Annotated in this window: 15 protein-coding genes; 5 read left to right on the top strand and 10 right to left on the bottom strand. The window is 61.1% G+C overall.

All coding sequences use genetic code 11. The features are described 5' to 3' along the window. Positions 1-81: 81 nt before the first annotated feature. Positions 82-786 carry a retron system putative HNH endonuclease gene (locus BMY90_RS14425; RefSeq protein WP_037100224.1) on the top strand — a complete coding sequence of 235 codons (705 nt, stop codon included), beginning with the start codon at positions 82-84 and terminating at the stop codon, positions 784-786. 24 nt (positions 787-810) lie between these two features. Here the strand turns inward: BMY90_RS14425 and BMY90_RS14420 are convergent, their stop codons facing one another. From BMY90_RS14420 to BMY90_RS14410, 3 genes are all read right to left on the bottom strand, one after another. Beyond that, positions 811-1,893 carry a PA0069 family radical SAM protein gene (locus tag BMY90_RS14420; RefSeq protein ID WP_092704926.1) on the bottom strand — a complete coding sequence of 361 codons (1,083 nt, stop codon included), beginning with the start codon at positions 1,891-1,893 and terminating at the stop codon, positions 811-813. A gap of 167 nt (positions 1,894-2,060) precedes the next feature. Beyond that, on the bottom strand, positions 2,061-2,639 hold the full coding sequence (locus BMY90_RS14415; RefSeq protein WP_092704924.1) for an acetate uptake transporter: 579 nt from the start codon (positions 2,637-2,639) through the stop codon (positions 2,061-2,063). 152 nt (positions 2,640-2,791) lie between these two features. Next, a complete protein-coding gene (locus tag BMY90_RS14410; RefSeq protein WP_008215279.1) occupies positions 2,792-4,207 on the bottom strand; it encodes a carbohydrate porin in 1,416 nt (471 codons plus the stop codon). 224 nt (positions 4,208-4,431) lie between these two features. On the opposite strand from BMY90_RS14410, the gene acs reads away from it, so the two are divergent. Both acs and BMY90_RS14400 read left to right on the top strand, forming a co-directional pair. Next, positions 4,432-6,372 carry an acetate--CoA ligase gene (gene acs, locus BMY90_RS14405; RefSeq protein ID WP_008215277.1) on the top strand — a complete coding sequence of 647 codons (1,941 nt, stop codon included), beginning with the start codon at positions 4,432-4,434 and terminating at the stop codon, positions 6,370-6,372. A 101-nt stretch (positions 6,373-6,473) separates the two neighbouring features. Beyond that, positions 6,474-7,145, top strand: a complete 672-nt coding sequence (locus BMY90_RS14400; RefSeq protein WP_092704922.1) for a response regulator transcription factor — start codon at positions 6,474-6,476, stop codon at positions 7,143-7,145. 32 nt (positions 7,146-7,177) lie between these two features. On the opposite strand, the gene BMY90_RS14395 is transcribed toward BMY90_RS14400, so the two are convergent. Beyond that, a complete protein-coding gene (locus BMY90_RS14395) occupies positions 7,178-8,173 on the bottom strand; it encodes a zinc-binding dehydrogenase (protein ID WP_008215271.1) in 996 nt (331 codons plus the stop codon). A gap of 127 nt (positions 8,174-8,300) precedes the next feature. Between BMY90_RS14395 and BMY90_RS14390 the strand changes: the two genes are divergently transcribed. After that, positions 8,301-9,194 (top strand): LysR family transcriptional regulator, encoded by an 894-nt coding sequence (locus BMY90_RS14390; RefSeq protein ID WP_175481585.1) that lies wholly within the window; start codon positions 8,301-8,303, stop codon positions 9,192-9,194. 105 nt (positions 9,195-9,299) lie between these two features. Here BMY90_RS14390 and BMY90_RS17585 read toward each other — a convergent pair whose 3' ends face one another. The 6 genes from BMY90_RS17585 to BMY90_RS14365 form a co-directional block, all read right to left on the bottom strand. Continuing rightward, positions 9,300-9,713: an HIRAN domain-containing protein gene (locus BMY90_RS17585; protein WP_139201762.1), complete on the bottom strand. Its 414-nt coding sequence runs from the start codon at positions 9,711-9,713 to the stop codon at positions 9,300-9,302. Between the two features lie 57 nt (positions 9,714-9,770). Continuing rightward, positions 9,771-10,514 carry a zinc ribbon domain-containing protein gene (locus tag BMY90_RS17345; protein ID WP_217638583.1) on the bottom strand — a complete coding sequence of 248 codons (744 nt, stop codon included), beginning with the start codon at positions 10,512-10,514 and terminating at the stop codon, positions 9,771-9,773. 74 nt (positions 10,515-10,588) lie between these two features. Next, entirely contained in the window at positions 10,589-10,915 is a 327-nt protein-coding gene (locus tag BMY90_RS14380; protein ID WP_092704916.1) for an effector-associated constant component EACC1, read from the bottom strand. 69 nt (positions 10,916-10,984) lie between these two features. Beyond that, on the bottom strand, positions 10,985-11,320 hold the full coding sequence (locus BMY90_RS14375) for a hypothetical protein (RefSeq protein WP_092704915.1): 336 nt from the start codon (positions 11,318-11,320) through the stop codon (positions 10,985-10,987). A 1,064-nt stretch (positions 11,321-12,384) separates the two neighbouring features. After that, complete coding sequence (locus BMY90_RS17075) at positions 12,385-12,648, bottom strand: hypothetical protein (protein ID WP_139201761.1); 264 nt, start codon at positions 12,646-12,648, stop codon at positions 12,385-12,387. 84 nt (positions 12,649-12,732) lie between these two features. After that, entirely contained in the window at positions 12,733-13,035 is a 303-nt protein-coding gene (locus tag BMY90_RS14365) for a putative quinol monooxygenase (protein ID WP_092704911.1), read from the bottom strand. On the opposite strand from BMY90_RS14365, the gene BMY90_RS17340 reads away from it, so the two are divergent. Next, positions 13,034-13,265, top strand: a 232-nt coding sequence (locus BMY90_RS17340; RefSeq protein ID WP_217638582.1) for a hypothetical protein, incomplete at its 3' end; no start/stop codon positions are given. The two genes, BMY90_RS14365 and BMY90_RS17340, sit on opposite strands and share 2 nt — an antisense overlap.

Genomic DNA, 13,265 nt, shown 5'->3' with positions numbered 1-13,265 from the left:
GCATCTTTGGCCACATATCGAAACGCCGTGCCGGCAGGCACGTGGGAAGCCATGCGTAATGACGCACACTGGGGCGGCCAGATGGCATACACCGATTGCCGTGACAGGGTGCTCACTGATCAAGGTGGTCTCTGCGCGTACTGCGAAATCGACATCGGCGGCTACGATCCGTTGAAGTGTCGCATCGAGCACTTTCATCCCAAGTCGGATGTGAATGCCGCACACAACTGGGCGTTGGACTGGGGCAACATGCTTGCCGTCTGCAGTGGCGGCAGCCAATCAGCGCTTAGCGATCCGACATACTTCCTGAAACCGCTCCCTGAAAACCTCAGCTGTGATGCCTACAAAGACAGGCAAGTCCAGTCTGGTGCGCTCACCGCCGACTGCGCCGGATGGATCCTCGACCCGCAGCAGATTTTTGCCTTCCCGTGCCTCTTCAAAGTAAACGCATCGGACGGCTCGATCGAACCAGATGACGTTGCCTGTGGCAATGCACCACCGGCGCCGGACAATCATCACGCCAGCACGTTCGATTTGGTCAAGCACACCATCGACATGCTCAACCTCAACTGCAATCGACTCATGCGCGCTCGCCTTGTGGTGGTACGCGCTATCGAGAGAGCCAAGAAGCAGCAGCGCGACAAAGGGTTCAACGCTCAACAAGGCTTGGCCAATCTCGCAAAGAGCTACCTCCAACGTCCTTGGCCCGGATTCTTCACCACGATCAGATTGCAAATCGGCCAAGCCGCCGAGCAATACCTGCGTCAGAACAATTTCCAAGGCTGAGTGTCCCGGGCACGAGGCATCACATCAGAACAACTCGCCCTGCGGCGACGGTTTGCGCGGCGGTACGAAGTGCGAGGTATCCAGCCGCGACTCGCGGGCGCGGGCGAAACCGTGGCGGCGGCAGGCGACCTCGAAGCGTTTGCGCAGCAGATCGGCGAAGACGCCCTGGCCGTGCATGCGGGTGCGGAAGTCGCTGTCGTAGTCGCGACCACCGTTCATCTGCTGCACCAGGCTCATCACGTGCTCCGCGCGCTGCGGCGCGTGCAGCGCCAGCCATTCGCGGAATAGTGCTTTCAATTCCCATGGAAGCCGCAGCGTGGTGTAGCCGGCACTGCGCGCACCGGCGTCGGCGGCGCGTTCCAGCACCGCTTCCATGTCCTTGTCGTTGAGCGCGGGGATGATCGGCGCCACCAGCACGCCGACCGGCACACCTGCGTCGGTCAACGTGCGAATCGCCTTGATGCGCCGGTGCGGTGCGCTGGCGCGCGGTTCCAGTTTCGCGGCGAGATGGTTGTCCAGCGAATTCACCGAAACGAAGACCTGCACCAGCTTGTCGCGCGCCATCGGAGCGAGGATGTCGAGATCGCGTTCGACCAGCGCATTCTTGGTGACGATGGTGCACGGGTGCTTGCACTCGGCCAGCACTTCCAGCGCGGCGCGAGTCAGCCGCCACTGTTTTTCGATCGGCTGGTACGGATCGGTATTGCTGCCGATGTTGATCGGTTTCGGCACGTAGCCCGGCTTCGCCAGTTCGGCACGCAGCACCTCGGCGAGGTTGCCCTTGGCGCGGATCTTCGTCTCGAAATCCAGCCCGGGCGAAAGATTGAGATAGCTGTGCGATGGCCGCGCGAAACAATAAATGCAGCCGTGCTCGCAACCGCGATACGGATTCAGCGCCTGGTCGAAGGCGATGTCGGGCGAGTCGTTGCGGGTGATGACGCTCTTCGCGCGCTCGTCGGTCACTTCGGTACGTGGCCGCGGCGCGTCCTCGTCGAGCAGCAGGCTCTGCCAGCCGTCATCCTCGGCATGATGCCGAATCGACTCGAAGCGCCCCTCCGGATTGGAAGCCGCGCCGCGACCCTTGTGTGCGTGGGGAAACCCGTTCATTCCGCCAGTGTGCAACGGGCTTGTCTCAGGATGGGCGACACCTTGAAGCAACGTGTTTTACCCCACCCCAACCCTCCCCTGCGGAACAGGGGAGGGCGTCCGTGTTGCGCCTCCCCTTGCTTGCCCCAAGGGACTTCCTTCGGTCGCAGGGGGAGGCCGGGAAGCGGTCACGCCGAGCGCGGTGCCCCTACCGGCAACACCGTACGCTGGTGCGACTCGTTGATGACTTCCGCCGCCGACAGATAGAACGCCAGCACCGCCGTCAGCAGACCCATGTAACCACCGGCCTGGTGCACCCCGGCGATGCCCGTCCATTCACCCGCCGCGAGCAGGAAGAAGGTGATCCACAACGCCAGGAAGATCAGCTGCAGCGCGCGCGCCGCACGAAGCGAGGCCAGCCACATGTAGAAGGTGAACACGCCCCACAGGAACAGGTACCAGCCGACGAAAACCTCCGGCACCTTGCCGTGCAGGAACAGCACGAACAGCGCGAACGACCACCAGAAGGCGCCGTAACTGAGGAAGGCGGTAGCGCCGAAGGTGTTGCCGCGCGGCAGTTCCATGATGCCGGCAATGGCCTGCGCGGTGCCGCCGTAGGCCAGCGCCACGGCCAGCACCAGGCCCATCGATTCACCGCTGAACCAGCCGGCATTGATCATGCTGAGCAGCCAGGTGGTCAGTGCGAACCCGGCCAGCCCCAGGGGCGCCGGATTGGAAAACTTCACTTGCGAGGTTGCATCGCTCATCGTGGTGTCCCCAGGTGGTCGGATGGCGGTATGGAAGCCGTCTCCAGCGCGCGCGGCGAGCCATCCACGCGCCGCGCTCGGCTCGTGTCATCGCGGGCAGGCCCGCTGCTTCAAGTGGAATGGACAGCGGCGCCGAAGCGCCGCCGTCAGGCTCAGAAGTGGTACAGCGCGTTCAGGCTGACCTGGTTGCCGGTGGTGGTCTTGCGATCGATGCCGTTGCTGGTGGAGTCGAGCTTGTCGTGCAGCAGCTCCACGCCCAGTTCGTAGGCACCGGCGGCGTATTGCAGGCTCAACGCGGCCTGGCGGTTTTTCAGCAGACCGGTGGAACCATGGCCGAGCCAGCGGATCACGTCGTTGTTGTCCGGGCTGGCGTAGGCGTAGAACGCGTACAGGCTCCAGTTCGGCGTGAAGTGGTAACCACCCTGCACGAAGCCGCCGCTTTCCTGGATATCGCCGAACTGCGACATGGCGCCGAAGATCTCGCCCAGCGCACGGCCGGTATAGGCCACGCCCTTGAAGTCCCACGGACCGGGCTTCCAGCTGCCGCCAATCTCGTAGCCGGTGCTCTTCAGGTCGGACTTGATCGGTGTCGGCGCATCACCACCCACGCCTCTCAGATCGATCCGGCTGTAATGCCCGGCGCCATAGACCAGCCAGTTCTTGTCCTTCACGCTCAGCCGCGCTTCCACCTGCGGACGGAACCCGGCGTTGCCGGCGGACAGGTAATTGACGTTGTTGCCCGGACCGCTCCACGAACCGTCAAACGCGCCCAGGTCCAGGCGCCAGGCCGGTCCGCTGGAACCATGGTTGAGATCCTGCATCCACACGATGCCGGGGAAGCGCCAGCCGCCATAGCCGCTGGCAAAGCCCAGCGGGAACGCGATATGCGCCAGCGAGGTCGGCGAGTTCAGCGGGAACATCAGGTCCCACTGCTGGCCGATGCGGATGGTGGTGCCGGTGAGCGGGTTGGTCAGGTCCATGTAGGCCTGGCGCAGACGAGGGGTGATCTGCTGCCGGCTGTAGGCCCCGGTACCGTTGAAGCCGCCGAAGAAGTCCATCTCGATGCGGCCACCGCCGACCCAGTCACCGGCAAACTTGGCGCCGCTGAAGTCGAGCCAGAAGCGCGTGTTGCGTACGTCCACGCCGCTGAGCGAGCCTTGCGAACCCGGCACCGGGAACAAGGCGTTCTGGCCGTTGCCGTAGGTGAAGCTCTTGTTCTGGCTGAAGGCGCTGGCGTTGATAAACCCGTGCAGCGCCACCGACACGCCCGGCGCGCTGGTGAACACCGGCTTGGCCGAAGCGGGCGCTGCCGCCACGTTCTGTGCCTGGGCGGCCGGCGCGGCGGCGGGCGCCGGTTGCGCCGTCTTCTGTGCCTGGATCATGCCCTTGAGCTGGGCCAGCTCCTGTTCCAGCTGATCGACGCGCTGTTCGAGTTGTTGTTCGCGCGCGCTGACGTTGCCGCTGGTGCTACCGGATGTCTGCGCCTGTGCGGCAAGCGGCAGGCTCAGGGCACAGGCGATGCCGAAGGCGAGCGCGCGAACGCGACGGCGTGGGCTGGGCGAATTCATGAGCTGGTTGTCTCCCCGGGTCAAATGCGGTCCGAGCATGGGCGCGCCGGCTTGCACGCGCCTATTGGCCATTGGTCGAGACTCGACCAAAGTCGAACAGCCACCAGTGCCCACCCCATCGGCCAACCGCTACACTCGATCGACGACCATGTATCTCCGCGCCGTGCGCGACGCCTCGCGCTGCCGCTGCGCTCTGCCCATCATTCCGCCAGCAGGAGGCAAGCATGTCCACGATCCATCCGGTTCCCCCCGAGTTCGCCGCCAAGGCGCTGACCCGCAAGGACGACTACGAACGGCTGTACGCCGAGTCCGTGAAAGACCCGGAAGGGTTCTGGGCCCGCGTGAGCCAGCGACTGGACTGGATCAAGCCGCCGACGAAGATCAAGAACGTCTCGTTCGACCGCAACGACCTGCACATCCGCTGGTACGAAGACGGCGAACTGAACGTGTCGGCCAACTGCCTCGACCGCCAGCTGGAAAAGCGCGGCGACAAGGTGGCCATCGTGTTCGAGGGCGACGACCCGAAGAACTCGCGCAACATCACCTATCGCGAACTGCACGAGGAAGTGTGCAAGTTCGCCAACACGCTGAAGCACCTGGGCGTGGTCAAGGGCGATCGCATCGCCATCTACATGCCGATGATCCCCGAGGCCGCGGTGGCCATGCTGGCCTGCGCGCGGCTGGGCGCGATCCACTCGGTGGTGTTCGGCGGCTTCTCGCCGGATTCGCTGGCCGGTCGCATCGTCGATTCGCAGGCCAAGGTGGTGATCACCGCCGACGAAGGCCTGCGCGCCGGCAAGCGCATCGCGCTCAAGGTCAACGTGGACGAGGCGCTGAAGCGCCCGGGCACCAACAGCGTGGAAACCGTGGTGGTGGTGCGCCATACCGGCGGCACCATCGAGATGCAGTCGCCGCGCGACCGCTGGTACCACACCCTGATGGAAGGCCAGAGCGCGGATTGCCCGCCCACCCCGGTCGAGGCCGAGCACCCGCTGTTCGTGCTGTACACCTCCGGTTCCACCGGCAAGCCCAAGGGCGTGCAGCACAGCACCGGCGGCTACCTGGTGTTCACCAGCTACACCCACGAACAGGTATTCGACCTGCGCGAGGACGACGTCTACTGGTGCACCGCCGACGTCGGCTGGGTCACCGGCCACAGCTACGTGGTCTACGGCCCGCTGGCCAACGGCGCCACCACGGTGATGTTCGAAGGCGTGCCGAACTACCCCGACTTCAGCCGCTTCTGGCAGGTGGTCGACAAGCACAAGGTCACCCTGTTCTACACCGCGCCCACCGCGATCCGCGCACTGATGCGCGAAGGCGAGGAACCGGTGAAGAAGACCTCGCGCGCCAGCCTGCGCCTGCTCGGCTCGGTCGGCGAACCGATCAACCCGGAAGCGTGGGAGTGGTACCACCGCGTGGTCGGCGAAGGCCGTTGCCCGATCGTCGACACCTGGTGGCAGACCGAAACCGGCGGCATCATGATCTCGCCGCTGCCCGGCGCCATCGCTACCAAACCCGGCTCGGCCACGCTGCCGTTCTTCGGCATCAAGCCGGCCATCGTCGATACCAACGGCGAAGTGCAGCAGGGCGCCTGCGAGGGCAATCTCTTGATCACCGATTCCTGGCCCGGCCAGGTGCGCACCATCTACGGTGACCACCAGCGTTTCATCGATACCTACTTCAGCGCCTACCCCGGCAACTACTTCTCGGGCGACGGCGCGCGTCGCGACGAAGACGGCTACTACTGGATCACCGGCCGCGTCGACGACGTGATCAACGTCTCCGGCCATCGCCTCGGCACCGCCGAAGTGGAAAGCGCGCTGGTGGCGCATCCGAAAGTGGCCGAGGCCGCCGTGGTCGGCTGCCCGCACGAGATCAAGGGCCAGGGCATCTACGCCTATGTCACCCTGGTCGCCGGCGAAACCGGCAGCGAGGAACTGCGCAAGGAACTGATCGCCTGGGTACGCAAGGAAATCGGCCCGATCGCCACGCCGGATTACATCCAGTGGGCTCCCGGCCTGCCGAAGACGCGCTCGGGCAAGATCATGCGCCGCATCCTGCGCAAGATCGGCGAAAACCAGCCCGACCAGCTCGGCGACATCACCACCCTGGCCGACCCCAGCGTAGTGAAGAACCTGGTGGACGAGCGACTCATCAAATAAGGTAACCGTGTAGGAGCGCACCCTGTGCGCGATGCTTGTGCCCAATGATGCAGAAAAGAGCATCGCGCACAGGGTGCGCTCCTGCAGTTTTGGCGAAAACCATGTCCGACGTACTGATTGCCGACGATCACCCGCTGTTCCGCGATGCCCTGCAACGCGCCGTGCTCGGCGCGCTGCCGCAGGCGCGGGTGCACTGCGCCGACGACGTGCACAACCTGATGGGGCTGATCGAACAGTATCCCGACGCCGATCTGCTGTTGCTGGATCTGCACATGCCCGGTGCCCGTGGCTATTCCGCGCTGGCGCACATCCGCGGCCAGTACCCGGGGCTGCCGATCATCGTGGTATCCGGCCACGAGGAAGCCACCGTGGCCCGCCGCGCGCTGGCCCACGGCGCGGCCGCCTACATTCCCAAATCCACCGACGGCAGCACCATCGCCGAAGCCATCCGCCGCGTGCTCGACGGCGACACCTGGCTGCCGCCGCAACTGCTTGGCGGCCACGCCCCGCTGCAACCGGACGAAGCCGACGCCGCCGCGCGCATCGCCGCACTGACGCCGCAGCAATTCCGCGTGCTCACCATGATCGCCGAAGGCCTGCTCAACAAGCAGATCGCCTGGGACCTCGGCGTTTCCGAAGCCACCGTGAAAGCGCACATGACCGCAATCATGCGCAAGCTCGGCGTGAACAACCGCACCCAGGTCGCCCTGCTCGCCAGCCAGCTCGCCGTCGACCAAGGCGCCGTGCCAGCGTTGCCGGCGGACGAGGAGTAATTCTCTGTTTGACGTGCCGGGAATCGGAACAACTATGCAACCAGCACGGCTTTGGCACCCGCCAGCGCCTCGTAGGCCATGGCCATTTCGATCTGGTCGTAGCGAAACGTCTTCCCGATCCGGGTAGTGAACACCGGATCATCAATCACCCCCTCCAACGCTCTCAGCGCCGAAGCGAGTTTTTCCGGCTCCTTCACGGTCCTGCTCTCGAAATTGCTGAACCGGCGTACCGTCAGGTTCTTCATCATGAAAACCACGGACGGGATGGCGAACGGCGTGGCACCACCCAGGAAACCGTACAGATAAATCGTTGAATTCATCGGTAAACTGGGAGCCAGCCGCCCCGGCAAATCGCCGCCGACGCCATCGAAGACCGCCGTCGCACCCAGTTCGGCGGACAACGCGGCGAGCGTATCGGTGAAGCCTTCGTGGGTCACGATGACATGCTCCGCACCCAAGCCACGGAGCGTCTCCCGCGCCGCCTCGCTGCGCACCAGGAAAATCGCGGGCAGCTTCCTGCGGCGCGCGAGTGAAACCATGGCGTGGCCCGTGGCCGAATTTCCGGCCGTGACTATGACCCCCTGGTGTCCCGCCTCGGCGATTTCTTCGAGAAAGGCGTATGCCGTCATGACGTTGACCAATGACCCGCTGTAGTCCGCGGCGCGCACGTGATCCGGCAGGATCAGGCAACTCGTCCAGGGCACCTGCACCCTTTCGCACCACAGCCCGATCGTCTCCGGGCTTCTGCCGAGTGAACGATAGATGGCCACCTGCTTGCCGGCATAGTCCGCGGGGACGCCTGCCCCCACGGCCAACACCCGTCCCGATCCCGATGCACCCCATACGTCGTGCTGGCTGGCGGCGAGCGCGTTGCCGGCCGTCCCCGGCATTTTCAGGAACGCCTTGTCGCCATGGTTGATCGCCGAGGCATCCATGTCGACGAGGACATGGCCTGCTGCCGGCTCGCTCGGGGTCGGGATGGCGCAAACCTCCAACTCCCGCTCTGGTGTCACGCAAATCGCTTTCATCAGCAGGTTCCTTCGTTCTGGATATCGGTGATGGCACAGCCCGCACCATAAGCAATGCCATCCATTGCCGGAACACCGCTCGTGGGCATACCATCCATGCCAATTCGGAATGAATGAGGTGGTGGCCATGGATCGCCTGAATGCGATTCGCCTGTTCGTGCGCCTCGTCGAATGCGGCAGCTTTTCCGCCGTGGGACGCGAGGAAGGCATCGGACAACCGGCCGTAAGCAAGCAAATCCTGGCGCTGGAGCGGTACCTCGGCGCCCAGCTCGTCTTGCGCACCTCGCGCCAAATCACCATCACCGAAGCGGGGCAAACGTTCTACGCGACGGCCAAGCAGCTCGTGGATGGCTTCGACGCGCTCGAATCTTCCGTGGGCGAGCGTCAGCAGTCGCCGCGAGGCATGCTCAGGATCAATACCGCGCCGGCCCATGGCCGGCTATGCATCACGCCGTTACTCCCCGGATTCTTTCGACGCTATCCCGATGTCGCGATCGAACTGTCGGTATCGGAGCGGCACGTCGACCTGGTGGGAGACGGCATCGACCTGGCTATCCGCCACGGTCGGCTGGTGGATTCCACGCTCACCGCAAGGAAGTTGTCCGAGATGGATTTCGTACTGGTGGCGAGCCCGGGCTACCTTGCCGCGAAAGGACTGCCGACCCGGCTTGCGGATCTGGACAGGCACGCATGCATTGCCTTTGCAAAAGACCGCGAGCGTTACCCTTGGTCGCTCAAGGTCAAGCGGGAAAAGGTTTCCTACGTTCCGCGCGGCTCACTGATAACCGGCGACGCCGAACAGATTCGTGCGGCAGTTCTTTGCGGCCTCGGCATCGCCCAGGCACCCTACTGGCTGGTGGCAGACGAAATCCGCTCCGGCGTAGTCCAGGTGCTGCTTCCCGAGTTACAACCGGAGCGCGTTCCCATCCACCTTGTTTATCCATCAGGACGACGGATACCGATGAGGCTGCGGGTATTCATCGACTATCTTGTCTCGGCATTCGAACGCGCGGAACGCTGAATCGCGATATGAGTCCAAAACTTTCCCGGCATCGCTTCGTTCCCCATCAGTGCGGCACGGTATCCACTAAAGCGTAGGAACTGTCCCGTCCGCTTGGATGAGATGTTAGGCCCGTGAACGCCGGCTACCGGTGTATTCTTTTTTACGACCTTTGGGACCAAGCAACTGGAACAAGATCTCAACGAAGCCGCTTGGGCTGACGTAAGTCTTTAACAGGCGAGGTTGGACCGAGCCCCAGAAACCTTTTTTAACGACAGCCCGTGCGACGTTCTTTGGAACAAAACCTATGAAGTACCTGCAAGTACTATATGAAGTGCCGTTGCAACCAATCACTTTGATAGCGTTTGGATCATGCTCATTTCCCGGATCGAGCTCCAGTTCTAGCCGTTGGCCTCCTCGAAGAATAAATGCCTCAGCGTCTTCTCTTCGAAACTGCAGTCCAGCAACATCCAGGCGCTCTTCAAATATCTGAAAGCCGTCAGGGATTGGGTGCCGATCGAGTTGGTATCCTTCGGACATAGTGCGGCCTAACGCTGGATTTGATAGGCGGCGGAGCCGTCCACCTCGAACGAACTGTTAGACACCATTCTCAATCACGGGAAGGATGTTCTCAATGAACCAAGGCCTTAATTGTTCAAGCTTACCTAGCTTCGTAAGCTTGCCATTCTTTATATAAACGTAATTTTCAGTAAAAAGGCCTCTCGCTTCAATATAGCCGCCAGCTTGCTCTGCTAACAACATGTACGATCGCAGGTCTATAGGCTTTTGTTTAAGCTCATAACATAAGTCGCGCGCTTGCAAATGACGCTCATGCTTCGCTCTTTCTTCTGATGCGTATCGCGCCTCATTATCCGGAATGACGCTTATAAGCTGTTTCATCACTTCTATTGCTTTGTGTGCTTTGCCCTGTGCCTCACCGGCAATATTCAATGCGATTAGTTGACCGCCACGAAGGTTTTGCTTACCCGTGCCCGAGACTTTGAAATGGCCATCCTCGATCTCCTCGATGTTGAGGGAGCCTGAGATACCGCTCCACGAGCCGAAACTTATTCCGGTCTGGAACGTAACCAAACCCAGGTTTTCGTTAGCGCTGTCCAACTTCCAGTCTAAGTGCTGAATCGCCCGCATGGCGAGTTTGACCACTGTAGTCATGGTGCCAACAAAGGTGTCGGTCTGTGCGTCATAAGTAATGTGGCTGGGAGACGGCTCGACCCTCGGCAGCCCACCGGCCGTCGCCGGAGTGGGCGCACCACAGCCGGGGCAGGCTGCAGCTTTGTCGGAAATCTCTCGACCGCATTCTGGACATTGAATTAGAGCCATATTGCCCCCGCTTGTAAGGCCTAACGCTGGAGTTAAGCGGCGGCAAAGCCGTCCGCCTTGAACGAACTGTTAGATTACTCCGCCGGCTTCGTGTCTATGACAGTGGCGTACTCGACAAGCTCAAGTACCTGCTGAACCTGCTCTACGGAGTAACCCTCAAGGTGAACGATTGTTTTGTCGCGAAGGGTCAGCATCACCTTGCGGCTTGCGCGAGCTCTGAGCCAAGCAACGAGTACCGTGGCGATCGGACCAGTAATAGCTGTCGTTAGTGCAATGGTGATTAATGTCCCCGCAGCCATGACCTGCCCGGGAACCGGCCGCAACTCCTCGTACGGAATGCCGGCGTCTTCGAGCGCCTCAGTGAACGAGCCCTGGCTGTCTTTGAAGAGAGCTACACGCACGATAAGACTCCCTGTGTAATCTAACGCTGGAGTTAAGCGGCGGCGAAGCCGTCCGCCTTGAACGAGATGTTAGGCGCGATGCTCGATTTTTGCGCCGAACACCAACGTGACTAGTTGAAGGCCAAGGAGAATGCCGGTAGCCATGACCAGAGGTACCAGAGCCTCAACATAGAACGAAACTGGTGAGACGGCTAGACGAGCTAAAACCACAAGCGCCTGTGCCAAGCAGACGTAAGCGCCCAGATGGAAGAATTGAAGAGGCTGCCGAAAGTTGAACGGGTTGAGATGCCATGAAGGACGAAACCACGCCTTTGCCGAGCGTGGGTTGATGACTTGAAGCCCGAGAACGAGCAGCAGACCAATTGGGCAGAAAGCGAAGATGGCCAGTAACGCGCCCCACCCCATGGGTGGCGATGCCTGAGGACCAAGGGGCACGAAGAATGTGCCAACCGCTGACGCAACAATGAGTGCCCACCGCACGATTAGCCAAACACGCATGCTTTTAACGCCTAACGCTTGAGCTCAGCCGCCGACAGCCCGCGTAGCGGGATGGCGGTCGGTTGCAGCGAACTGTTATAAGTCAATGTTTTCGCCGGCTTGTCTCGAAACCACTAGAAATCATTCTGCTGTTTAGCCTTGCGTTTCGACTGAAACTGCGGTTTAGGACAACCGGCTTGCACTTTGAACAAAGATACACGGGTTGTTTGCTTGATAGCCCGTAAATCCATGGGCGAGCTGTTGGTTTGCCGCAACTCATGCAACTTCGGGTCACTCGGCCACGCAAACATTCGGTGCTACCCACTTTGAGCTTGGCGAAAATCTTGTGCTTCGTGGCCTTATGCGAATTCATGTCCCTGCGCCTTACTTGCTCGTTGCACACTTCGCACACAATGAGTTCATCCTTGGCTTTCGCAGCCGCAACCCGTTTTTCCTCTTGCTCTTGTTCCCGTTCACGTCTACGCGTTTCGGCGTCTGGGTTGTGAACACGCCGTAGGTGACCATCAAGCCTAGTTGTTCTTATGCTTACGCCGCAGGCCGGGCATGGAATTGTCTCAACCTTCTTCATGGCTTTGACTTATAACGCTGGAGTTAAGCGGCGGCGAAGCCGTCCGCCTTGAACGAGATGTTAGGCCTTGCGCCAGTAGCGAGACCCCCGGAGAACCACCCAAGAACAAAGGCAAGCCAAGCCAGTAAGAACAAAGAAGGCTGCGAATAGAGCAGCAATGAGCACCTCTATCAAACCATCCGCTGGCGTGTCGTGGTCGGTGTGAGACGCGGCCAGCCCTAATAGCACAAGCAGGCCAATGCTGAAGTTGAGCCAAAACCCCTTCCACGATCGGTGAGCCATAAACGCTGCGATGCAGAAGTAGACGGCGAACGCTAATGTGAGACTGGCAATGATGACGGTGGTCATTGAGGCCTAACGCTGGAATTGAGCGGCGGCGAAGCCGTCCGCCTCGAATGAGTGGTTAGGCGGCGTGCGACTTTTTGCGAAGCCACAAGAAAAGCCAGCTCGTATATGAGCCAACCATTGCACCGCATGCAGCGCCAATAAACATGCCGAGACCTGCGAGTAGAGCAATTGCTGCACCTAACGCCAAACCGCAGATAGTGAACCAAGCGCCATGGCGGGCGTTCGCCGAGTAAGGCGCAAATGCCAGCTGGCGAGCTTGCTTTTGCCCGACTTGTGCAAATTTGGCCATACGGTCGGCATCTGGCTGTTCATTGTCCATGGAGCGATCCTCCGATCAAAAGCCTAACGCCTGAATTAAGCCGCGCCGCGAAGCGGCGTCGGCTTGAATGAATTGTTAGGCTTGCTAGCCAGGTAGCTTTGCCGCAAGTACATCAACGTTTTCGATGGACGGGGGCTCGGAGAACAACTCACCTGCCTTTGCCATCAACGCGGCTGCGACCTTGCCGGAGAGATGGGCCTGCCGACCCGCTTCATCCGGGAAAGCATCAAAGATTCCGAAAGTGCTTGGTCCAAGACGAATGCCAAACCACGCAGTGGTGGCAGGCTCCTCATTGACGATGGGAAGGCCACTCACAAGGAAGCTCTCAACCTCTTTCTCTTTTCCGGGTTTCGCTTCAAGGCGAACAAACAAGGCTACTTTGACCATGGCATGTCTCCTGTTGTTAAAACGACATCACGATACGCGATGTTCTCTTGCAAGCCTAACGCTGGAATTGAGCGGCGGCGCAGCCGTCCGCCTTGAACGAGTAAAAAGAGACTTCCCCTCCCTTTCGGCCTCGAGGGCCATGATGGTGTTGCGACACAACCGTCACTACGAAGAGGAAGTCTCCATGAGCACTATAACCATCGGCGTGGATTTGGCGAAGAGCGTGTTTT

The organism is Rhodanobacter glycinis, assembly GCF_900114325.1.
Taxonomy (GTDB): Bacteria; Pseudomonadota; Gammaproteobacteria; order Xanthomonadales; family Rhodanobacteraceae; genus Rhodanobacter_A; species Rhodanobacter_A glycinis.
Note: the sequence above shows the minus strand (reverse complement) of the source record. Positions and strands in the feature narration are given on the sequence as shown.